Source organism: Microtetraspora sp. AC03309 (genome assembly GCF_020826795.1).
Lineage (GTDB): Bacteria > Actinomycetota > Actinomycetes > Streptosporangiales > Streptosporangiaceae > Microtetraspora > Microtetraspora glauca.
The window spans coordinates 1-600 of the sequence record NZ_JADDIL010000371.1; the positions used below are offsets into that span (position 1 = coordinate 1).

Sequence of the window (600 nt, forward strand, 5' to 3'; positions counted from 1 at the left end):
GTACAGCTCACCGTCGAACATGAATCCCGAGTCCCCCGTGCGCAACCAGGGCCCTTCAGGTGTGCCCGCCGACGGCGCCACCAGGCGCGCACCGAAGGTCGACTCGCTCTCGTCGGGCCGGTTCCAATAGCCACTGGCAACGTTGTCACCGTGCACCCAGATCTCCCCTATGGCACCGGGAGGGCACTCGGTGTGGGTCTCGGAGTCCACGATCCGGACGGAAGGCGCAACGGGGATGCCGTAGCTGACAAGGGGTGTACCCGCTCCGTTCAAGCAACGCTGAGCGGTACCGGCGGTCAGCGGTTCGGATTCGAAGCGAACGATGGCCGGCGCCTCGCCCGATTCCCGGGTCGCGATGTACACCGTGGCTTCGGCCATTCCGTACGAAGGCCGGATCACCGCCGGGTCAAGGTTGAACCGGGCAAACCGCTGCGTGAACCGCTCCAGCGTTGCCGGATGCACACGCTCGCTGCCGGTGATGATGACGAGCACGTCGGAGAGGTCGAGCCCTGCCATGTCGGCATCCGATGTCTTGCGGACCGCCAGTTCGAACGCGAAATTCGGTGCGGCCGTATAGGTGCGGCCGTGGGTCGCCAGCAT

Annotated in this window: 1 protein-coding gene; it reads right to left on the bottom strand. The window is 65.8% G+C overall.

Annotated features, from left to right (window positions below; translation table 11 throughout):
* A partial coding sequence (locus IMZ11_RS43390) for an AMP-binding protein (protein ID WP_228649504.1) occupies nucleotides 1-600 on the bottom strand: 600 nt, incomplete at both ends.